This window comes from Hydrogenobacter sp., from assembly GCA_041287335.1.
In the GTDB taxonomy this organism is placed as follows: Bacteria; Aquificota; Aquificia; order Aquificales; family Aquificaceae; genus Hydrogenobacter.
The window spans coordinates 1-16,776 of record JBEULM010000052.1 but is presented as its reverse complement, the minus strand read 5'-3'; the positions used below and the strand labels follow the sequence as shown (position 1 = coordinate 16,776).

Here is a 16,776-nt window from a genome sequence, read left to right as displayed (position 1 = left end):
ACAGGCATTTTGGGAGTTCTTATCGTTGACCTTGCCTTTCTCTTTGGTCTTTACCTTGCTGGCATGTTCTTCACACCAAACATATCTGTTGATCAATTTTGGTGGTGGTGGGTTGTTCATCTTTGGGTTGAAGCTACGTGGGAAGTGTTGGTAGGTGTTCTAATGGGATGGCTTCTGATGCACCTTTTGGGAACCCCAAGAAAGATTATAGAGGCGTGGCTTTATATTGAAGTGATGCTCGTATTCGGAACAGGGATACTGGGTTTGGGACATCACTACTATTGGATAGGAACCCCGCCTTACTGGCTAGGTATAGGTGGCTTTTTCTCATCCCTTGAGCCTTTACCTCTCGTAGCCATGGTGATACATGCAGTTTACGATGCAGGCGTTCACAAATTGCAAACGGTTAACAGACCAGCTCTCTTTTGGGCTTTCGCTCAAGCTTTCGGAAACTTATTTGGTGCAGGAGTTTGGGGCTTTATGCACACGCTACCTCAAATAAACCTCTTCAGCCATGGGACTCAGCTTGCAGCAGCACATGGACATCTTGCCTTTTTTGGAGCTTATGTAGCGGCAAACTTAGCTATCTTTTATTACATACTTGGTAAAACGAAAGTAAAGGAAGGATATATAATGAACGGTATCGTCTGGAGGATAGCTTACATAGGGCTTATAATAGGTATGTTTGGAATAGTTGCATCTCTAACCGTTGCAGGTTTTGCCCAAACCATGATAGAGAGAGCAACGTTGGGAAGCACTTGGGAAGCTTACATACAAGCACAGATGCATCCATGGATGGAACAAGCTTACAGATGGAGGTTCTTTTTCGGACTTATTTTTGCTCTATCTTATGTGATATTGCTTTATGATCTTATCACGACAGGAAGAAGGGTGGAACAGATAAAGGAGGTGGAACTTGCTCGCTGATACACTTTATAGGCTCATGCTTTACGGCTTTCTAATGGTTCTCTTTGCGTGTTTTTACGCCATACTTTATGCGCTGGGGAGGGTGAACAACCTCCCCTCCCTTCAAAGGTTGTCTTACACTTTTGGGATACTTCAGTTTATATCGGGTCTTGGTATGGTCACATCCGATTACTTAGATACCTTTTGGAAAGCTATAATACTTTTGAGTATCTTCGTATACCTCTTTATACCCCCTTTTATGTGGAAGGTTGTGGTTGCCTTTCATGAAAGGTAACTACTCAACGGTTACAGTCTTAGCCAAGTTTCTCGGTTGATCTACATCAAGTCCAAGGTGGTCAGCTATATAATAAGCAAAAAGCTGTAAAGGTATAATACTCAAAAAAGGAGAGAGGTCTTCAAAGATTTCAGGCATACCGATAAAATCTTTAGACATCCCTATAAGCGTTTTGTCTTCCTTAAATCCTAAACCTATAACCGTTCCCCTTCTTGTAAGTATCTCTTCTATGTTAGAAAGTACTTTCTCATACACCCTATCCTTCGGTGCTATCACCATAACCGGCATGCTCTCATCTATGAGAGCTATAGGACCATGCTTCATCTCTCCAGCAGGATAACCTTCAGCGTGTATATAGGAGATCTCTTTAAGTTTTAACGCTCCCTCCAAGGCTATTGGATAGCTAAGATACCTACCTAAATAAAGCATGTTTTTCTTATTAGCGTATTTGAGGGCTAACTTTTTAATAAGCTCAGCCTCTCCTAACACTTCTTCCATCAGATGGGGCAAAGCCGAAAGCCTTTCCATCAACTGATCCTTCTTGGGTGAGTGGGAAACTGCTAAGCTGTATAGAACTGCGAGTTGAGATGTAAAAGTCTTTGTAGCTGCAACACCTATTTCAGGTCCCGCATGCGTATAAAGTGTATAGTCAGACTCTCTATCCAGAGCGCTTCCCATAACATTAACTAAGGATATGACTGTAGCTCCCCTTTCTTTGGCTGAAAGGGCAGAGTATCGCGTATCTGCCGTTTCCCCAGACTGGGATATGGCTATTACAAGATCTTTATCACTGATTGGTACATCAGCGTATCTAAACTCGGAAGCGTACATAACTTCTACGGGTATCTGCAGGTACTTACCCATCCAGTAGCTTCCCAAAAGACCAGCATGATAAGATGTACCGCATGCCAAGATGAGTATTCTTCTGAAGCTCTTCAGGTCAAAGGGTAAAAGATAATCCCTTGATATGTAACCTTTTATGGTGTCTCCAACAGCCTTTGGCTGTTCGAAGATCTCCTTGAGCATGAAGTGTTTAAAACCTCCCTTCTCTGCAGATATGATGTCCCAAGGTACACTTATTACATCTTTTACTATCCTATTTCCTTCAGTATCGTATATATCAACGCTGTCTATCCTGAGATCCACGATCTCTCCGTCAGAAAGAGGTATGATGTGTCTGGTAAAGGGTAAGATGGCGGGAATATCGGATGCCAAAAAGTTTTCATCCTCACCTATGCCGACGACTAAAGGATTTCCGTATCTGACTCCCACTATCCGATGCGGTTCTCTACTTGTCATAACGCAAAAGGCATAAGATCCTCTTAGCTGAGGAACTGTTTTCATTACCGCTTCAAGCAGATCACCTTCGTAATACAGTGATATCAGGTGCGCTATAACCTCAGTATCTGTCTGGGATTTGAACTCTATACCCTTAGCCTGAAGCTTCTCTTTAAGCTCCCTGTAATTTTCTATGATACCGTTGTGTACAACGGCTATCTCACCACTCATATCCGTGTGGGGATGTGCGTTTATTTCACAAGGCTCACCATGGGTTGCCCATCTGGTATGCCCTATCCCTATGGTAGCTTTGAGAGGCTTACCCCACAAACTTCTGATAAGTTCACGAATTTTCCCAACCTTTTTTTCTACGAAAATATGCCCGTTTTCCACAAGAGCCACACCTGCAGAGTCGTAACCTCTGTATTCTAGCCTTTCAAGTCCTTCAAGCAAAACAAGTACAGCAGGGTTCTTTCCTACATAACCTATAATTCCGCACATAGGGATAAATTATAGCTCTGTGATACTCTTTTACAGAAGAGGCGCTCTCGGAGATACCCTTCTTACCTTTCCAGTGCTTGAAATACTAAAAAGGAGAGGAAAACGTATCCTTGCAGTCGGAAACGTTGATTACTTTAATATCGCTAAGCAGGCAGGATGGGTTGATGAGATCAATTACGAAATCCCACATATGGACTTTGAAAAGGTTATAAAAGTGTCAGTAGATGGTGATGTAAAACCCTTTCCTGAGAGAAGGGTCTGGATAGTTGATCACTATCTTGAGAGTTTAGGTCTGAAAGATATTTATTCAAGGCTGCTTAATATGATACCCCTTAAGGACAATCCTTTGAGAGGCAAAGCTGTTATCCATCCTTCAAGTGGCTCTGCGCGTAAAAATCCACAAATAGAACTTTTTCTTAGGATAGAGGAATACCTCAAAAAACACGGTTATGAGGTTATTTACCTTATAGGAGAAGCTGATAAGTGGGTAAAGAAGTACGTATCACGAATATACGAAAGCGAAAACCCTACAGAGATGGCAAAAGCCCTCAGCAATGCAAGATTATTCGTTGGTAACGATAGTGGTGTGTCTCACTTAGCAAGTTACGTTGGCGTACCTTCCTTTATATTTTATGGTCCTACGGATCCTTTGGTTTGGAAGCCCATAGGGGAAAAAGTTTATCAAATAAGTTTGAACCTGCCGTGCTCTCCCTGTTTTCCATACACATGCCAGGAGAGACTATGCCTAAACACAGATACACTTTTTAAGAGCTTTATTAAAGCTATAAAGAGCCTTATGATTTAAAATATCAAGGATCAATGAGAAAAACCCTATTTCCTTTGGCGCTTATACTTGTTGTTGCAACCGCTCTCGTACTTGTAAATAAAAGTAACCAAGTAAATGTATTTGTTGTTGAGGAAAGACCTATAAAGAAGGTCGTGTACGCATCGGGTTATGTGAAACCCATTCGCTATGTAGTTGTAAAGTCAGAGGTATCAGGTTACGTAAAAGAGATAAAAGTAAAAGAAGGTGATAGGGTAAAAAGAGGGCAGATCTTAGCGGTTATAGATGCAGGTCCGCTGGAAGCATCCTTACGGGAGGTAGAAGAAAAACTCAAACTCACAAGAGAAAGGCTGAGAAAAGAGTCGGATTATATGACAAGTTTAGAAGAGCAGGTACAGATAGCAAAGACGAACATGGAACAGGCTAAGAGGATCCTTCAAAGGAGGGAAAATCTTGCCAAAAGCGGGTTAATACCCAGAGAGCAGTATGAAGAGGCAAGAAGGTCCTACGAGAACGCCAAAAGCGAATACGAAAGGATACTTTCAAGTTACAGAGATACAAAGACAGCTCTTATGTCGGAGGAAAAGGTCCTTTCAGCATCCGCAGACAAAATAAAAAGGGATATACAGAGGTACTACATAAAAAGTCCCATAGACGGGGTTGTGCTCAACAGGTATGTAGAGGTAGGGGATTACGTAAATAACTTAAGTCAGGAAAATAAGCTTTTCAGCGTGGGACAAGAAGGTAACATGGAGGTGGTGCTTGATGTGGATGAGGAATACGCATCAGTGATAAGAAAGGGTATGAAAGTTTTTCTATCTCTTGACGCTTATCCGGATAGGGTCTTTGAGGGGAGGGTAACGTTAGTAAAGGAAGAGCTTGACAAGAGCAAAAAAACCTTTGAAGTAAAAGTGAGTGCTGAGCTTCCGCCAAACGTTCCTGCAAATGCAACCGTTGAAGCCAACATACTCGTTGAGGAAAAGAAAGCGCTCGTTATACCCAAGTCAGCTTACAAAGAAGGTTATGTTTATAAGTACGAAGCTGTCAGGAAGATCAAGGTTCCCGTTAAGGTAGGTGAGGAGGTGGATGGATATCTTGAAATACTTGAAGGTCTCAAAAAAGGGGACAAGGTAGTTGCAGAATGAGTCATGTTATCTTTATAGCTTACAAGTTGCTCCTTGAGAGGAGAAGGCAAACCTTTGTGTCCGTGGCCGGTGTTGCTATAGGAGTTTGCGCCCTCATAGTAATGAGTTCTCTCATGTTTGGTTTTCAAAAATACTTCATACAACAGGTTATAGATTTGGAGGCACACATAAGCATAAAACCCAAAGAATACACAGAGGAGGATAGAATAGTCAAACGTGTGGATCCGAATGCGCTTTGGAAAGTTTACGCAAGCAAACCTAAGGAGAAAGACAAGATCATAGGCTGGAGGGATATAGTAAGAGACGTAGAGAAAAGAAAGGATGTAGTAGGCGTAGCTCCGCATCTCGTTGTTAGAGGCATACTCAAGTATGGAGTAAAAGAAAAACCTGTTACACTCATAGGCATAGATCCTGACGCAGAACCTAAGGCATCGGTTATAGAGAGATTTCTTGAGTACAAAAGGCTCGCAAATCTTAAGACTAACAGGGATGCGATAATAATGGGTAAGTTGGTAGCAAAGGATTTAGGGATAAAGGAGACGGGAAAGAAAGTGATTCTCGTACTTCCCAACGGACGCACCTATCTTCTTAAAGTTGAGGACTTTTTTAATTCGGGTATAACAAACATAGACAATACGAGGGTTTATATGCACATAAGAACCCTTCAGGGGCTTACAGACAGGATAGATGAAGTTAACGAAATAGTGATAAAGGTAAAAGATGTGAACAAAGCTCAGAAGATAGCTTTAGAACTTCAAAGGAATTTAAAGTACGATGTGGAAAGCTGGCAGAGAGCTTACATAAACTTTCTTCAGATATTCAAGATACAGAACATGATAACTTACATGATAGTATTTGCCATATTGACAGTCTCAGCTTTTGGCATCTTTAACATCATAATGATGACCGTCTTGGAAAAGAAAAGAGATATAGCTATACTCATGGCAATAGGTTACACCAAAAAGGACATTCTCTCACTATTTCTCAGTCAAGGATTGATCATAGGTTTTTTAGGTGCCTTCTTAGGTTTTCTCTTAGGTTATGGACTTCAGGAATATCTATCCTCAGTAAAGCTTGAAGTGGAAGGTCTCATAAGGACAAAGGGTTTTATATTGGACAGAAGTCCTCTCTACTACCTGTATGCTTTTGCCTTCTCTCTATTTTTCTCCTTTTTCGCTAGCTTTTATCCATCTTACAGGGCAAGTAAGCTAAATCCGGTGGACATTTTCAGAAGTGGCTGATGGTACTAATAGAACTTGTAAATGTGAAAAAGCGCATAAGGGATGAAGAGATACTTAAAGGTATAGACTTAAAGGTTTATAAGGGTGAGTTTATCGCTATAATAGGAGCCTCCGGATCAGGGAAAAGCTCCCTTCTATATATAATGGGTCTTTTGGACTTTCCAACCGAAGGTAAAGTGTTTTTTAAAGGGATGGAAGTAAACAACGCTGGAGGAGATCTACTTTCCAAAATAAGGAATGAAAGTATTGGCTTTGTCTTTCAGTTTCACTACCTTCTCCCTGAGTTTACCCTTCTTGAAAATGTCATGATACCCATGCTCAAAAAGGGTATACCTAAAGGAAAGGCTAAAGAAAAGGCTCACAATATACTCAGGCGGTTTGGGTTGGATAAAAAGGAAGGAAGGAAGATATACGAAATATCTGGAGGTGAGATGCAAAGGGTTGCCATAGCGAGAGCTTTAGCCAACGATCCGGAGGTCATACTCGCTGATGAACCCACTGGTAACCTTGATAGCGTAAATACATCCATAGTTATGGATTATTTACAAGAGATAAACAGAGCAGGCACAACGGTTGTTATGGTGACTCACGAGCTTGAGCTTGCTAAAAGAGCCGGGAGGATCATAGAGATGAGAGACGGGCAGATCTTAAATTCTCAATAACACGAGATCTTTACTTCTTGACAAGTTTATAAGTTTTACTTATATTAACTATAAGTGATCTAAGTCAGTAAGTAAGTACTCAATAGGAGGTGAGACATGAGTGAGCTCACAAGAAGAGATCTTTTGAAGGTGGGAGGGCTTTCTATAGGTGCGCTTGTCGGTCCCTCCTTTGCCTTCAGGGTAATGGAACCCGTCGTAAAGGTAGAGAACCCACTTGCCTACTATCCAAACAGGGACTGGGAGAGGTTTTACAGGGATATCTATAAGTCAGAGGCAACCTTCACTTTCCTTTGCGCTCCCAACGATACACACAACTGCCTGCTTACCGCCTATGTTAAGAACGGCGTAATAACAAGGATAGAACCAACTTACAAGTTTGGGGAGGCTACAGACATATACGGACTTAAGGCTTCCCACAGATGGGACCCAAGATGCTGTAATAAGGGTCTTGCCCTCATGAGGAGGTTTTACGGAGACAGAAGAGTAAGGGGTCCAATGGTAAGGAAGGGTTTTTATGAGTGGTATAAGGCAGGCTTTCCAAGAGACCCAAAAACGGGCAAGCCTCCAGAGAAATACTTCCAGAGGGGTAAGGAAAAGTTTATAAAGGTCACATGGGACGAGGTGGCTGACATAATAGCAAAGGCTTTAATAAACATAGCCACCACATACAGTGGAGAGGAAGGAAGAAAAAGGCTTGAAGCCCAGGGACATTATCCTAAGCCCATGCTTGATGCAATGGAAGGTGCAGGCACAAGGGTTTTAAAGTTCAGAGGTTCCATGCCCTTCCTTGCGGTTATAAGATACACATCTCCCTACAGGTTTGCCAACATGATGGCTTTGCTTGACAGCCACATAAGGGGTGTAGGTCCTGACAAGGCTTTAGGTGGAAGAGGCTGGGACAATTATGCCTTCCACACGGACCTGGCTCCCGGGCATCCTATGGTATCCGGTCAGCAAAATGTGGAGTTTGACCTCTGTATGTTTGAACATTCAAAACTTTTAATCCTCTGGGGGATGAACCCCTTCACCACCAAGATGCCAGACTGCCACTGGCTAACAGAGGCAAGGATTAAAGGCTCAAAGGTAATCGTTATTTCTAATGACTATTCACCTACAGCAAGGTCTGCTGATGAGCTTATAGTGGTAAGAACAGGCACAGACACAGCCCTTGCCCTCTCCATAGCCTACGTGATAATGAAGGAAAAGCTCTATCAGGAAAGGTATGTAAAGAGCTTTACGGATATGCCTTTGCTTGTAAGGATGGACAACGGTAAGGTTTTAAGGGCAAGGGATATAATACCAAACTACCAGCCAAAACCTCTTAAAAAGGCTGTAGTCTTTAAACCGGGTGAAACATTGCCTCCCTTCTTCAAACAGGACAAGCAATACATACCCGAGAAGATAAGAGTGGAGGATATGGACGACTTTGTAGTCTGGGACAAAAATACCAACCAGCCCAAGGTTATAACAAGGGACGATGTGGGAGAGGACTTCTGGAAGCTGGGCATTGACCCGGCTTTGGAGGGTAGCTACAGGGTAAAGACCGTTGACGGGAAGGAAGTGGAGGTAAAGCCCCTCTTTCAGGTTTACCTTGAGTTCTTTGAGAAAAACTACACGCCAAAGCAGGCGGAAATAATAACAGGCGTGCCTGCAAGAAAGATAGAGGAGCTGGCAAGGGAGATAGCAAGGCATCCAAGAAACATGAAACTGGCTCAGGGCATGGGAGTAAACCAATACCAGCATGCGGACCTAAAGGATAGAGCCATGTATATGATATGTGCTTTAACAGACAACATCGGACACGCTACTGGAAATATAGGCTCTTATGCAGGCAACTTCAGGCTTGCTCTCTTTAACGGAGCACCCCAGTACCTTGCGGAGGACCCCTTCAACATAGAGCTTGACCCCAGCAAACCCGCCAAGGTGAGGTTTTACTGGAAACCTGAGTCAGCCCATTACTATTCCCACGATGACCATCCCCAGTATATGGGCGAGCATCTCATAACAGGTAAAACCCATATGCCAACCCCCACGAAGTTTGTGTGGTTTGTAGATGCCAACTCAGCCCTTGGAAATGCCAAGTGGAAATACAACATAATCATGAACACGCTACCGAAGATAGAGTGTATAGTCACCAACGAATGGTGGTGGTCCCTAACCTGCGAATACTCGGACATAGTGCTTGGTGTAGATGCCTGGAATGAAAACAAGTACTGGGACATAGCTGGTTCTGTTACAAACCCCTTCGTTTATGTATGGCCTAAAACTGGACACAGAAGGTTTTTTGACACGAAGAACGATGCAGAGGCCTTTGCAATCGTTGCCAACAGGCTCACGGAGCTAACGGGTGATGAGAGGTTCAGAAATTACTGGAAGTTTGTCCTTGAAGGCAAACAGGATGTGGTCTATGTGCAGAGGGTAATAAACGCCTCTTCTAATCTACGTGGCTATAAACTTGAAGAAATTGCCAAGAAAGCTCACGAAGGCATCCCTTCCCTCATAATGACAAGAAGCTACCCCAAGTATGTGGGGGAAGATCAGACAAAAGAGAATATGCCATGGTACACAAAGAGCGGAAGGCTTGAGTTTTACAGAGAAGAGCAGGAGTTTATGGATGCTGGTGAGAACTTGCCTGTCTATAGGGAACCCATAGACTCCACACACCACGAGCCTAATGTAATTGTGGCAAAGCCGTATCCTTTGCTGAGACCTAAAAAGCCTGAGGATTACGGACTGAAGTCCGAAGATGCTCTATTAAATACCGAGTGGAGACAAGCGAGGAATATACTCATTTCTCCTGAAAAGTTACCGCATACTAAGCATCCACTTAAGGTAACCTTTGGTGCTACCCATATAGTCCACACACCAAAATATAGACATTCCGCTCACACAACAACTGGAGATACGGACATAATAGTCCTGCTCTTTGGACCCTTTGGAGATATATACAGGCATGATAAGAGGATGCCTTTCGTATCTGAGGCATACATAGACATAAACCCAAAGGACCTACAGAAGATGGGCATACAGGACGGAGACTATGTATGGGTGGATGCAGACCCTCAAGACAGACCATTTACAGGCTGGCAGAAGAGACCAGAAGACTACGAGGTGGGAAGGCTACTTCTGAGAGCAAGAGCTTCTAACAATACGCCTCCGGGCTGTGCGAAGATATGGTTTAACATGTATGGCTCTTCTCACGGATCAGTGAGAGGGACAAAAGAAAATCCCAATGGGTTGGCTAAAAACCCAGATACAGGTTACCAGTCCCTTTACAGGAGAGGTAGCCACCAATCAGTCACAAGGGGATGGTTCAAGCCTACATACCAAACGGATAGCCTTATAAGGAAAAACCTTATGGGTCAGATAATAGGCAAAGGCTTTGAGCTTGATGTGCATGGTCTCATAGGTGCGCCAAGAGAAGGCTTTTGTAAGATAACAAAGGCTGAGAACGGTGGCATAGGTGGTAAGGGTGTGTGGAGACCTGTAAAGCTTGGCTTTAGACCTATGACAGCTAACGAAATGCTGAGAAGGTATGTAAAAGCGGATTACGTAAAATAAGGAGGTTCAATCATGGCTAAGGCTTACAACTGGCAACTTAAAAGAGAGGTTGAGTATCCCTATGAGCCAAAAAGACCCAAAAGGCAGTTTGCGGTCGTGATGGACCTGAACAAATGTATAGCCTGTCAGACATGCACCATAGCTTGCAAGACCACATGGACACCGGGAAGGGGTCAAGAATACATGCTTTGGAACAATGTGGAAACAAAACCGTGGGGTTTTTATCCCCTCGGCTGGGATGTGAAACTTCTTGAACTGCTTGACGGAAACAAAAAGACGGTTTTTGATGCACCAGAAGGTGAAAGGGTGCTTGGCTGGAGACCTGAGGAGCTTGACTGGATGTATCCCAATATAGGCGAGGATGAAGTAAATGAATCCGTTGATATAGGGACAGTTCTTGAAATGTTCCCACATCCCATATGGATGTTCTACCTACCAAGGATATGCAACCACTGCACATACCCCGCCTGCCTTGCTGCATGCCCCAGGCAGGCAATATATAAGAGGGAAGAGGACGGCATTGTACTTGTGGATCCAGAAAGGTGCGAAGGATACCAAGAATGCATAAAAGCCTGTCCATATAAAAAGGTTATGTTCAACTTTGTAGCGAGAATAACTCAAAAGTGCATAGGATGTTTTCCAAGAGTTGAGGATGGTCTTCAGCCTCAGTGTGTGATAACCTGCATAGGGAAAATAAGGCTTATGGGCTTTATAAACCCGCCTGACAGGGCAAGACCAGAAAACCCCATAGACTTCCTCGTGCATATAAAGAAGGTAGCCCTACCCCTATATCCACAAACGGGTATAGAACCAAATGTTTATTACATACCACCCATAAATGTACCTGTCAAGTTCCTACGGCAGATGTTTGGCGATGGTGCCGAACACGCGGTAAAAACCTACATGGCTATGAGGGAAGGTAAAGAGCCTGAGCTTCAAGCCTTACTGCACCTTTTTGGTTCTACGCCGAGAATACCACATTCCTTTGCTATAGGTCCCAGTGAGGTTATAGCCTTTGACGAAAAAGGTAAAGAGATAATCAGGGTTCCGATCATTGAACCCTTACAGTACAGACCACATAAAGATCAAAACCTTGATGTGATAAGGCAGGATATACCATAAAGGAGGTGAGCTATGAGAATCTTGAGGATACTCCTTTTAGTAATAATCGTTGGCTTTACCTCGGCTCAGGAGCTTATATCCAAGAAAGTTCAGGAAGTACCTCTGGATCCATTCAGTAAGATATGGGATACCGCTCAGGAGATAGAGGTTTTACTATCTGGGCAAGCGGTAACTACTCCTATGGATCTGAAACCATCAGTGACAAAACTCTGGGTGAAAAGCGTCAACGATGGAAAGTACATAGCCTTTTTACTCATATGGGAAGATAAAACAAAAGACAGCTTCCACCTTATAGGGAAATTTTCCGATGCTGTTGCGTTGCAGATACCTTACGTGCCTTCTGCAGATGTGCCGGTTACCATGGGGGATAAAGATCACAGAGTTTTGATCCTACATTGGACCGCAGCAAGGCAGGAGAATATAGATCACGGTTATTCGGATGTGCCAAAGATATATCTTAACTTTACTTATGACTGGTATCCCCATGCCGTCCCTCCATATAGGTATCCTGAGGACTGGGCTAATCAGTACGCTCTTAACTATGTTGGAGGTGAAAAGGTTTTTAGGAAAAATACTCTGAAAACACCTGTAAGAGAGGTTGTGGCGGAGGGATATGGATCTTCCACATGGAAGGATATACAGGGAGCGGAAGGTAAAGGAGTTTACAAAGATGGCAAGTGGTACGTAGTGATAAAGAGAGCTTTCGTGGAAGAAAGTACGAGCAATCCCGAATGGGGACCAGGCAAGCAAACATTCGTAACTTTTGCGGTCTGGGACGGACACAATGGAGAGGTGGGAGCGAGAAAATCCCTGAGTTATTCGTGGATACCTTTGAAAATAGAGGGTAAATGAAATGGACATTTATAGGATGTATCTTTACACCTTTTTATCCATTGCCTTCTCCTATCCTTACAGGGAGGTTATTGAGGAGCTTGAGGGGGGTCTGGATGACCTTTCCCTCTCTCTCAAAGCGCTGGGTATAGACTTTGATGTGAATGCCCTAAAAAAGACTTTAAAGGAAGCCAAAAGTAGACTTTTGGATCTTCAGGGGGAGTGGAACACCCTTTTTTCAACAAGTCTGAAAGCCCCGGCTAACGAGACAGCTTACGAGCTTGAAAAAGCTGGGAGAAAAGCTACGGAACTTGCGGATATAGAAGGTTTTTACAGAGCTTTTGGTCTTGATGTTAAACCTCCCAACGAACCTGACAGCCTGGTGGTAGAACTTGAGTTTACTGCCTATCTTCTCAAAAAGAAAATGTACGCAGAGGAAAAAGGTGACAAAGAAGCCCTTGATGTAATTAACTTAGCTTTTGTCTCTTTCTTCAAGGAACACTTAGGCAGGTGGTACAGGATATTCACTGACCTTTTGAAAGAACAGACGGAAGAAGACTACTACAAACTGTTAGGCGAACTTCTCAGACTCTTTTTAGATAAGGAAAGAGAAAAGTTTGACGGTATAATTGATATAAAAATCTACAGAAAAGAGGTTTTAGAAGGTGTCAACTGGAAATGCGGTTTTTAAAAGCGTAAACCCTCTGAACTACCGTCAGAAAAGAACCTATGAGTATGATAAGGAGAGCGGTATCTATCATATCAATGAGCAATCCAAGAAGGAGCGTAAGCCACCTTTCTGTCCTTTCAAATATTCCTACATTCAGTTTATAACCAAGTCCTTCGGCTCTAGCTCTTGCGTAACTAACTCCAAATGAAAATATCAGCGCAAGTAAGGATAGAATGGATATATACTCTTGCTTTGAGGATAGACTTATAGCTATGAAGGGAAGAGCATCTGAGAAACGGTCTATAAGGGAGTCTAAAAAAGCACCGAACTCGCTTTCTTTTCCGCTCTTTCTTGCTAAAGCACCATCTATAGCATCGGCAAGACCACCCAGGGACAGAAATATTAACCCCCAAGAGTGCATATGTATATAAAGAAAAACTGAACCCACCATTACTAATAAAAATCCCAACAAGGTTATAGCGTTGGGATTTATACGCACTTTAGCCAACACACTCAACAGAGGATCTATAGTCCTCTCAAAGTGTGGTTTTATCTCCTTCACCAAATAACTCATGATTCCCCTTTTACGGCGAGGGAGGGATTCGAACCCCCGGTGGGCTGTAAACCCACAGCGATTTTCGAGACCGCCCCGTTCGTCCGCTCCGGCACCTCGCCTGATAAATAATTATAAGCTCACCCGAATCTTCCGGTTATGTAATCTTCAGTAAGTTTTTTGTCAGGTTTTGTAAACATCTTCTCGGTGTGATTGAACTCTACAAGCTCCCCAAGATACATAAAACCTGTGTAATCGGATATTCTTGCGGCCTGTTGCATGTTGTGCGTAACTATAACTATGGTTATATTACTTTTAAGTTCCACTATCAGTTCCTCTATTTTGGCGGTGGATATAGGGTCAAGGGCGGAGGTAGGTTCGTCAAAAAGGAGAACTTCAGGTTCTACCGCTATAGCCCTTGCTATGCAAAGCCTTTGTTGTTGTCCACCAGATAGAGAGAAAGCACTTTCTTTTAGCCTGTCTTTTACCTCGTCCCACAGGGCTGCATCTTTTAAAGCCTTTTCTACCTTATCTTTAAGTTCGCTACCTTTTACACCCTTTAGTCTTAGTCCAAAGGCTACATTATCAAAGATGGACATGGGAAAGGGTGTAGGCTTTTGAAAGACCATACCTACCTTACTTCTAAGGTCTATAAGGTCTATGTCCTTGTCAAAGATGCTTTTTCCATCCAAGAGTATCTCACCTTCGTATCTGTTGCCAGGATAAAGGTCATGCATCCTATTAAAGCATCTCAGCAAGGTAGTCTTTCCACAGCCAGAAGGTCCTATGAGGGCTGTCACCTTTTTGTCATAAATAGGCATGTTTATGCTCTTTAGGGCATGGTTTGAACCGTAGTAAAAGTTGAGGTTAATAACTTCCATCCTCTTTTTTAGCGATGGTTGAGTTGCTATCATATCAGATTTCCTCCTTATTCTTCTTTGCAAAGGAACGAGCAATATAGCTTAGGGGTTTGAGAAGGTTTCCATGAAGTAGCAACTTAGCAATTATTGAGAGTATAAGCACACCCATGGTAAGTATAAAGGCGGAAGCCCAGGCTTGCTCATGCCAATAGTGATATGGTCCCATTACATAATTGAACATAGTCACTGTCAAAGAAGCCATAGGTTTCAAAAGGTTGAGGTTCAAAAAGGTATTGTTAAAGGCAGTAAATAAAAGAGGTGCAGTTTCTCCTGCTATTCTTGCCACGCCTAATATAACACCAGTAAGTATGCCAACCTTTGCCGCTCTAAAGACCACATCTTTTATTACCTGCCATTTGTAAGCACCAAGAGCATAGGCTGCCTCTCTCATTTGCTGGGGTACCAGCTTTAGCATTTCGTCGGTGGTTACCGCAATAACTGGCACCATCAAGAGGGCAAGCGCAACCGCGCCAGAAAACCCGTTAAAATGCCCTAAGGGTTTTACCAGCAGTGCGTAAACTACAGCTCCCATTATTATGGATGGAGTGCTTACCATTATGTCTGTGATCTGTCTGAGAACCTTAAAAAAGGTACTTTCCTTGCCGTATTCGGAAAAATACACGCCAGCCATTATACCTATGGGAACACCTATAAGTGTCGCCAAAGAGGTGATTATAAAGTGTCCTACAAAAGCTGGTCTTAGCCCTCCCCCTTCCATACCCGGCGGAGTAGGGTCAAGATATACAAGTTCAGGCTTTAAGTACTTAAAACCATTTATGAAGAGGTTTCCCAGTATCCAAAGGAGCCAAAATATGCCGTAAAGAGCCATAAGTGAGGAAAGAAAGAGCATAAAGAAATTCAAAAACTTCCTGTAGGTTTTCATACCTTCCACCTCTTTTCAAGCCGTAGAACCATAAATTTGGCAATTGATAGCATAATGAAAGATACTAAGAAGAGTATCATAGAAAGGTAATAGAGGGAGGAAAGGTATATGTCTGTATCTGCTTCTGTGAATTGGTTGGCAAGGGTAACTGTTATGGTGGTAAAAGAGTCAAAGAGGGATTTGGGTATTTGTGGGTTGTTGCCTGCCAAAAAGGTGACTGCCATAGTTTCTCCTAAGGCTCTTCCGGTAGAAAGGATAAGACCACCTGCTATGCCAGAGGCTGTGTAGGGTATGACCACTTGCCTTATTACCTCCCACTGGGTTGCACCAAGCCCATAAGCAGACTCCTTCATTATAGAAGGCACCATGTTAAAGCTGTCTCTTACTACAGAAGCCATAAAGGGTATTATCATGATGGAGAGAACCAAGCTTGTAGTAAGCACATCCACTCCTGTGGTAGCTCCAGAAAAGAGAACTCCTATTAGAGGCAGGTTTCCGAATGTTTCCTGTAGCCAAGGTTCTACCTTGTTAGCCATGATGGGAGTAAGCACAAAAAAACCCCACATGCCGTATATGATGCTGGGAATGGCGGCAAGAAGCTCTACAGCTCCCGAAACGATGGGTTTTAGCCATCTTGGTGCCAGTTCGGTTATAAATATGGCTATGCCTATGGAAACAGGCGCTGCTATGCTGATAGCAAGAAGGGTGCTTATTATGGTGCCTACCACCATCGTAAGAGCGCCAAAATCCTCACTTACTGGGTCCCAGTTGGCGTTTGTTATAAAGTGGATAATGCCAAACTTTTCTATAGCGAGCCTTGATTCGTAATAGAGTATAAGAGCTATAAGAAGAGGGAAGAAAAGCCCCACAAAGAGGGCCCAGAACCCTAAAAATACCTTTACAACTCTTTCCGCAAAAGCTCCACCGTTTTTTACTTTGCTGAGCCTTTCTTGAGCAGAACCCACCGCCTCCATATTATACCATCCTTACGGAGCTACACCGTTCTCCTTCCAATACTCAAATATGAGCTTCTTGACGTTGGCGGGCATGGGTATATAGTTTAGATCCTCCGCATACTTGTCACCCTTCTCATAAGCCCATTTGAAGAAGGTGGTAGCCTTCTTTGACCTTTCAGGCTGGTCTTTGGCAAGGAGTATGAAGGTGGCACCTGCTATAGGGTATGCGTTCTTTCCTGGCTGGTCTGTTAGGACTTCGTAGAAGTCTTTGGATTTGTCCCACTTTGCGTTTGCTGCAGCTGACTGTATATTTTGTATAGAAGGCTCTACGAATACGCCTTCTTTATTCTTTATCTTTGCCATAGGTAGGTTGTTCTGTTTTGCGTAGATGTATTCTACATAGCCTATACCACCTTGAGACCTCTTTACATAGTTCGTTACGCCTTCATTACCCTTTCCACCCACACC

General features: G+C 43.2%; 16 protein-coding genes and 1 tRNA gene. 10 read left to right on the top strand and 7 right to left on the bottom strand.

The window, feature by feature from the left end; all coding sequences use genetic code 11:
• The coding region (locus tag ABWK04_07980) for a cbb3-type cytochrome c oxidase subunit I (GenBank protein MEZ0361810.1) at nucleotides 1-927 on the top strand (927 nt) is incomplete at its 5' end.
• A complete protein-coding gene (locus tag ABWK04_07975) occupies nucleotides 917-1,201 on the top strand; it encodes a hypothetical protein (GenBank protein ID MEZ0361809.1) in 285 nt (94 codons plus the stop codon). The genes ABWK04_07980 and ABWK04_07975, both read left to right, overlap by 11 nt.
• Here the strand turns inward: ABWK04_07975 and glmS are convergent, their stop codons facing one another.
• Nucleotides 1,202-2,980 carry a glutamine--fructose-6-phosphate transaminase (isomerizing) gene (gene glmS / locus ABWK04_07970; GenBank protein MEZ0361808.1) on the bottom strand — a complete coding sequence of 593 codons (1,779 nt, stop codon included), beginning with the start codon at nucleotides 2,978-2,980 and terminating at the stop codon, nucleotides 1,202-1,204.
• Between the two features lie 19 nt (nucleotides 2,981-2,999).
• Here glmS and ABWK04_07965 point away from each other — a divergent pair, with 19 nt between their 5' ends.
• The 8 genes from ABWK04_07965 to ABWK04_07930 all read left to right on the top strand — a co-directional run bounded on the left by ABWK04_07965 (nucleotide 3,000) and on the right by ABWK04_07930 (nucleotide 13,017).
• Complete coding sequence (locus ABWK04_07965) at nucleotides 3,000-3,785, top strand: glycosyltransferase family 9 protein (GenBank protein ID MEZ0361807.1); 786 nt, start codon at nucleotides 3,000-3,002, stop codon at nucleotides 3,783-3,785.
• A 14-nt stretch (nucleotides 3,786-3,799) separates the two neighbouring features.
• On the top strand, nucleotides 3,800-4,909 hold the full coding sequence (locus ABWK04_07960) for an efflux RND transporter periplasmic adaptor subunit (GenBank protein MEZ0361806.1): 1,110 nt from the start codon (nucleotides 3,800-3,802) through the stop codon (nucleotides 4,907-4,909).
• Nucleotides 4,906-6,150: an ABC transporter permease gene (locus tag ABWK04_07955; GenBank protein MEZ0361805.1), complete on the top strand. Its 1,245-nt coding sequence runs from the start codon at nucleotides 4,906-4,908 to the stop codon at nucleotides 6,148-6,150. The genes ABWK04_07960 and ABWK04_07955 overlap by 4 nt, the downstream gene beginning before the upstream one ends.
• Nucleotides 6,150-6,812: an ABC transporter ATP-binding protein gene (locus ABWK04_07950; GenBank protein MEZ0361804.1), complete on the top strand. Its 663-nt coding sequence runs from the start codon at nucleotides 6,150-6,152 to the stop codon at nucleotides 6,810-6,812. Before ABWK04_07955 ends, ABWK04_07950 begins: the two co-directional genes overlap by 1 nt.
• A gap of 96 nt (nucleotides 6,813-6,908) precedes the next feature.
• Nucleotides 6,909-10,373: a dissimilatory nitrate reductase subunit NarH gene (gene narG / locus ABWK04_07945; GenBank protein MEZ0361803.1), complete on the top strand. Its 3,465-nt coding sequence runs from the start codon at nucleotides 6,909-6,911 to the stop codon at nucleotides 10,371-10,373.
• 12 nt (nucleotides 10,374-10,385) lie between these two features.
• The gene (gene narH / locus ABWK04_07940; protein ID MEZ0361802.1) at nucleotides 10,386-11,495 is read left to right on the top strand and encodes a dissimilatory nitrate reductase subunit NarG; all 1,110 of its coding nucleotides are present in this window, start codon (nucleotides 10,386-10,388) and stop codon (nucleotides 11,493-11,495) included.
• A gap of 12 nt (nucleotides 11,496-11,507) precedes the next feature.
• Entirely contained in the window at nucleotides 11,508-12,347 is an 840-nt protein-coding gene (locus ABWK04_07935) for an ethylbenzene dehydrogenase-related protein (GenBank protein MEZ0361801.1), read from the top strand.
• Nucleotide 12,348: 1 nt separating this feature from the next.
• Nucleotides 12,349-13,017, top strand: a complete 669-nt coding sequence (locus tag ABWK04_07930; GenBank protein MEZ0361800.1) for a molecular chaperone TorD family protein — start codon at nucleotides 12,349-12,351, stop codon at nucleotides 13,015-13,017.
• Here ABWK04_07930 and ABWK04_07925 read toward each other — a convergent pair.
• From ABWK04_07925 to ABWK04_07900, 6 genes are all read right to left on the bottom strand, one after another.
• Nucleotides 12,995-13,570: a CDP-alcohol phosphatidyltransferase family protein gene (locus ABWK04_07925; GenBank protein MEZ0361799.1), complete on the bottom strand. Its 576-nt coding sequence runs from the start codon at nucleotides 13,568-13,570 to the stop codon at nucleotides 12,995-12,997. The two genes, ABWK04_07930 and ABWK04_07925, sit on opposite strands and share 23 nt — an antisense overlap.
• A 13-nt stretch (nucleotides 13,571-13,583) precedes the next feature.
• Nucleotides 13,584-13,671, bottom strand: a tRNA-Ser gene (locus ABWK04_07920).
• Between the two features lie 18 nt (nucleotides 13,672-13,689).
• A complete protein-coding gene (pstB, locus tag ABWK04_07915) occupies nucleotides 13,690-14,463 on the bottom strand; it encodes a phosphate ABC transporter ATP-binding protein PstB (GenBank protein MEZ0361798.1) in 774 nt (257 codons plus the stop codon).
• Nucleotide 14,464: 1 nt separating this feature from the next.
• Entirely contained in the window at nucleotides 14,465-15,352 is an 888-nt protein-coding gene (gene pstA / locus ABWK04_07910; GenBank protein MEZ0361797.1) for a phosphate ABC transporter permease PstA, read from the bottom strand.
• On the bottom strand, nucleotides 15,349-16,326 hold the full coding sequence (pstC, locus tag ABWK04_07905; GenBank protein MEZ0361796.1) for a phosphate ABC transporter permease subunit PstC: 978 nt from the start codon (nucleotides 16,324-16,326) through the stop codon (nucleotides 15,349-15,351). The genes pstA and pstC overlap by 4 nt, the downstream gene beginning before the upstream one ends.
• Nucleotides 16,327-16,338: 12 nt before the next feature.
• Nucleotides 16,339-16,776, bottom strand: a 438-nt coding sequence (locus ABWK04_07900; protein MEZ0361795.1) for a substrate-binding domain-containing protein, incomplete at its 5' end; no start/stop codon positions are given.